Annotated in this window: 4 protein-coding genes and 2 pseudogenes; 5 read left to right on the top strand and 1 reads right to left on the bottom strand. The window is 50.1% G+C overall.

Annotated features, from left to right (window positions below):
- A pseudogene (locus H7F08_RS14770) lies at positions 1–237 on the bottom strand (ISL3 family transposase); the annotation flags it as partial.
- Positions 238–355: 118 nt separating this feature from the next.
- On the opposite strand from H7F08_RS14770, the gene H7F08_RS14765 reads away from it, so the two are divergent.
- From H7F08_RS14765 to H7F08_RS14745, 5 genes and pseudogenes are all read left to right on the top strand, one after another.
- Positions 356–1,324, top strand: coding sequence for a ubiquinol oxidase subunit II (locus H7F08_RS14765; RefSeq protein WP_031569193.1), 969 nt, complete (start codon positions 356–358; stop codon positions 1,322–1,324).
- Positions 1,325–1,353: 29 nt separating this feature from the next.
- Positions 1,354–3,504: a cbb3-type cytochrome c oxidase subunit I gene (locus H7F08_RS14760; protein ID WP_075322372.1), complete on the top strand. Its 2,151-nt coding sequence runs from the start codon at positions 1,354–1,356 to the stop codon at positions 3,502–3,504.
- 69 nt (positions 3,505–3,573) lie between these two features.
- Positions 3,574–4,212 carry a cytochrome c oxidase subunit 3 gene (locus H7F08_RS14755; RefSeq protein WP_010643012.1) on the top strand — a complete coding sequence of 213 codons (639 nt, stop codon included), beginning with the start codon at positions 3,574–3,576 and terminating at the stop codon, positions 4,210–4,212.
- On the top strand, positions 4,209–4,574 hold the full coding sequence (locus H7F08_RS14750; RefSeq protein WP_010643010.1) for a cytochrome o ubiquinol/quinol oxidase subunit IV: 366 nt from the start codon (positions 4,209–4,211) through the stop codon (positions 4,572–4,574). The genes H7F08_RS14755 and H7F08_RS14750 overlap by 4 nt, the downstream gene beginning before the upstream one ends.
- 26 nt (positions 4,575–4,600) lie before the next feature.
- A pseudogene (locus H7F08_RS14745) lies at positions 4,601–5,252 on the top strand (cytochrome C oxidase assembly protein); the annotation flags it as partial.

Raw genomic sequence — 5,252 nt, 5'->3', positions numbered from 1 at the left:
CGTGGGCTCGGAGATGTGTATAAGAGACAGGAAGAAATCCATATGTCGCCATTCCTGTTCCACCGTGTCATGGACCGGGCAGTCCTGACCGCAGACAGGGCAAGCAAGCCGACTTCCCTTGGGAAAGTTGATATGCAGGTCCAACCGCTTCTCCTCCAGCTTGAAAGTCACATCGTCCACCATCCACGGCGGAACCAACCCCAACGCCAAGGTAAACAGCTTGTCTTCGTCCATCATTAACCTTCCCTAGATCAGCAATGGCCTAAGACTACCGTACCCTCGTATCCACTCCAAGTAGCGAGGAGCCGGTTTAGTACCTTTTTCTAATAAATACCTCATTGAAGGAGAGGTGAATATGTTGAAGAAAGCAAAGCTAAGTCACTTGCGTTATTTGGCGATTATTCCGTTACTGCTGTTATTGAATGGCTGTGCAAAACATTCCATCTGGTGGATATTTAATCCCAAGGGAGTAGGTGCCCATGCCAGCTTCATATACATGATGATTGATGTGGCCGTCATGCTGGCGATTGTTGGTGTTACGGCCATTTTGATTGTCTGGTTCATGTGGAAGTACCAAAAAGGCAAGAATCGTGGCACCTATGATGGGAAATGGGAGCATTCCAGAAAACTAGAGGTGGCCTTTTGGGGTATCCCAATCGTTGCCGTTGCTTTTCTTTCCTGGGCCGTAGCCATACATGGCAGTTTCGCGGTCAATCCCTACAATCCTACCATCATTACCAAACACATGAAGCCGAAAGGCGATCCCATACAGGTTGATGTCATCGCGACGGATTGGCAATGGCTGTTTATCTATCCCCAGTTTCACAACATGGCCGTCGCCAATGAACTGGTCGTGCCAGCCCATACGCCGGTGTTTTTCAAGTTGACCTCTACGGCGGTCACTACGGACTTCTTTGTACCCCAGTTGCTGGGCATGATTGATGTGATGCCAGGCATGCGCACTAAAGATGCCTTAGAAAGCAACAATCTCGGGACCTATCAAGGGATTGCTGCAGATTATTGCGGAGCAGGAACTTCGTGGATGCTCTTCAAAACCAAAGTGGTCAGTATGGCCGATTTCAAACAATGGGCGCACGGTGTTGAAAACAGCCCGAATACCATGGATTACGCGCAGTTCAACCGCTTTGCCGAACCCTATATCAATGTAAAGGATAAAACCCCGGTTTATGGGCATGTTGAGCATGGTCTTTTTAATCATCTGCTTCTGGAGGTTATGGATGGCAAAAAATGGCCTTTACCCATGTTTATGACTGAAAACATGTTTCACTACTTAAAACTGCAAGCCGCAGAACATCGCGCCTGATAACAACAGACTCGCAATGGAGAACCGCTATGCTGGTTAACGTACCTGGACCTTGGAGTCCTCTGCTGGGACGTCTCGCCTTGTCCGAGATCCCTTACACCAATCCCATTCTTGCGCCGCTATTTGTGGTGATCGTTCTCGCTGGAATAGCGCTGGTGGCAGCTATTACTTATTACGGGAAATGGGGTTATCTCTGGAAAGAATGGTTTACCACGGTAGATCACAAGAAGTTGGGTGTCATGTATATCATCCTTGGTCTGGTTATGCTTTTTCGAGGATTTATTGATGGCCTGATGATGCGTACCCAACAAATGCTGGCGGTGGGGCCTGGTGATAATGGTATGAAAGCCATGGGCGCAATTCACGGCTATTTGACCCCCTTTCATTTTGGTCAAATATATAGTGCGCATGGATTAATCATGATTCTTCTGGCGGCTACGCCACTATTGGTCGGCATCATGAATATTATTGTCCCTTTGCAAATTGGTGCTCGGGATATGGCTTATCCCTATCTGAATGCTTTGGGTTTATGGATTACTGCCGCTGCTGTGTTTCTGATCATGATATCTCTATTTATAGGGGACTTTTCGCACAATGGCTGGTTTGGTTACGCGCCTATATTTGAACTGGCTTATAGTCCTGGTGTAGGTGTGGACTACTGGATATGGACTCTGGAGTTGGTGGCTCTTGGAACGACATTGGGAAGTATCAATTTTCTCGCAACAGTGGTTAAAATGCGGGCACCTGGAATGACCTGGAGTCGTCTGCCAATTTTTACCTGGTCTGCTGTTTCGGCCAATATTATTGCGTTAACTTCCTTTCCCTGTTTGCAGGTGGCCTTGGCACTGGTGGGTGCGGATCGCTATCTGGGTACTCACTTTTTTACCGCCGGATTTGGTGGAAATTTGATGCTGTACACCAACCTGTTCTGGCTCTGGGGTCATCCAGAAGTTTATTTCGTCATTCTTCCGGCTTTTGGCATGATTTCTGAAATTATTCCTGCTTTCTCCGAAAAGCCGATTTTCGGTTATACGGCCATGGTATTAGCTACTTTTGCCATTGCTGGCGTATCCTGGATTGTCTGGCTGCATCACTTTTTTACCATGGGTATGGGTCCTTATGTCAGTACGGAGTTTAGTATTGCGACCATGCTGGTGGGTATTCCCACGGGTGTGAAAGTCTTCAATTGGGCAGCAACCATGTACAAGGGAAGACTCACTTTTAGCGCAGCCATGCTCTGGGCCATTGGTGCTTTGTTCCTGCTGTTGATTGGTGGTCTGACCGGAATGATGCTTTCTATTCCAGCGGTTAACTATATGGTGCACAACAGTGTATTTGTGGTGGCGCATTTCCATATGATGCTGCTTTGTATTGTCTATGCGGTTTTCGGTGCAGTGATTTTCTGGTTTCCCAAGGTTTTCGGTTTCAAGCTCCACGAAGCCTGGGGAAAAATCATGTTCTGGTTATTTAGTGCCGGCACCTTCCTGGTCTTTTTCCCGATGTTCATGCTGGGCTTTATGGGCGAAACACGGCGCCTGGATTGGCCTTTTGATCCGCATTGGGCAGTATGGTTTGATGTTCAGGAAATCGGCATCGTCGTTTATGTGCTGTCGGTACTGGCCTTTCTTTGGATGATTTATGTCAGTATTCGGGATCGGGCGCATCATCGTGTGGGTGCAGATGCCTGGGGTACTTCCCGGAGTCTGGAATGGCTGACCGATTCACCTGTGCCTTTTTATAATTACGCTATGGTTCCGCATATCAATGCCCGGGATGAAGCGGCCTGGCGTCGGGAGCATGGCCTTTCAGAAAGTCGGCCAGATCACTTTGCTGCCATACATATGCCCAATAACACAGGCGTAGCCGTTTATATTGGTGCATTAACCTTTGTCATAGGTTTTGGACTGACCTGGCGGATCTGGTGGTTGACCGTTGCGGCGCTGGTTTTAACGGTACTGATCATGATTTATCGTTCCGGTAAAGGTGATCCTGGTTACGTTATTTCTGCAGAAGAAATGGAAAAGCTGGATCGGCAATCCCGGCAGAACATGTCTGATGGTCAACAACATCTCCCCAAAGGCGGTGGTTATACCGGAGGAACAGTAACGGCTTATTCCGCCGCAGCAAGTGATCAAAGACCTCAGGGTACTCCGCCTGGAAATTCCCGACCGTTGTCTTAATTCCACCGGATAGCGTGGCAGGATTGATACTGCCACGCTTTTGCCCAGCATTTAATGAAGGAGTTGGATATGAGTTCTTCTCATGATAAGCCCGTAGATCCCAACCAGGTGGTTTTGTGGTCGGATGATTACGAAGGGCATGATGTAATTTCCACCCGAACCTTCGGGTTCTGGATGTATATTCTAAGTGACGGAATGTTGTTTGCGACACTTTTCGCAGCTTATGGCGTGCTGAGTTATTCTCATAGTTATTATACCGGTCCGACGCCGGCACAATTTGTTGCTCCCTGGTACACCTTTATTCAGACCATGGCCTTGTTTCTGAGTGTGCTGGCTTACGGGTTTTCCATGGCTTCACTGAAAACCGGCAGTAAGGCCGGCGTTATCAATGGAATAATTGCCTCCATGGTTTTGGGTATCGTCTTTGTTGGCCTGGATATTCATGACGTGTTGCGCATGATCAGCATCGGCGTAACGCCGGAAGTCAGTGGCGGTCTTTCCGCCTTTTACGCGTTGACCCAGGTCCACGCCGCCCACATTTTTGTAGGCCTGATCTGGATGCTGGTGATGTTGTATCAAATCTTGAGAAAAGGCTTTACGGAAGATGTGGTTGGACGTCTGATCAGTTTGCGCATGTTCTGGCAGTTTCAGGCGGTAATGTGGGTCTTTATTTATGTGTTTGTTTATTTGTGGGGGTATATGTCATGAGTCATGGTCATAGCAATCCGATTGAACATCCGGAAGTACAGATGGCGAGTCGTGGGAGTTATTTGACAGGATTTATTATTGCATCTTTATTGATGCTGGCTGCTACCATTCTGGTCAGTGGTCAGGTCCTGGCACCTTTCCCCCTGTTGCTGACCATTATGGGTTGTGCGGGTCTAGCGGCCATCGCCCAGATTTATTTCCTGCTGCATATCGACATTTCTGAACACAACATCTGGAATACGGTGGCTCTGGTAATGTTCATTCCCTTGTTTGTCATCACGATCGGACTGACCTGGTGGATGTTCTCACAGTTATACCTGCGCACTATGCCGATGATTCCGGGTATGCCAGGCATGCACTGAAGGGTGACTATATGGGTGAGAAAATCATGAGACAAGCCGCTGAGTTAGGTGGAGCGGGCGGGGAGGGGCAGCTTCCCCACGCCATAGAAGGGGAGATGACGCCGGCGGTGCGCCTGATTGGCCGGATCATCACGGCTGGTCTGCTGCTGGCGGTAGCGGCAGGCCTGTGGCAGGGCTTCAGCAGTCACGGACTGCTGAATGGCCTGGTCAACGGCCTCAAGGCCAGCGAAGTCGGCTTTGCCATGGTCCTGATCCTGCTCGGCAGCATCGTCGAAGGCTTCGGTTATGGCCTGTCTCTGGGGACCAAATGGCCCTACACCCGCAATATTGTGGTGCTGATGGTCCGGGGTGACCCGGAAGCCGCCCATCGGGTCGTCGCCACCCTGGTCGGACTGGTTGCCCTGGCACTGGTCATTCTCGCCCCCACGGTCACCACCATCAGTGGTCTGATTCTGATTGTCGTGACCGCCCTGTTTGGCATGGGCACCCTCTACGTGCTCGCCGGTCGGGCCCCGGCTTTTGTGCACGGCACCCATGGCTTGCTGGCTTATGGCGTGTTCCTGGTTTACCTCGCCGGGCTGGCCTACCCCGGTCTCAATTTCTGGACTTATCTCGGTGCCATGGGCGCGCTCCATGCCCTGCTGCTCGCGGTCTTTCTGGGGGGCATGACCACCGGAC

This window comes from Acidithiobacillus sp. HP-11, assembly GCF_015100075.1.
GTDB lineage: Bacteria > Pseudomonadota > Gammaproteobacteria > Acidithiobacillales > Acidithiobacillaceae > Acidithiobacillus > Acidithiobacillus thiooxidans.
The sequence above is the reverse complement of the archived record's forward strand: the minus strand, read 5'-3'. Positions and strand labels throughout refer to the sequence as shown.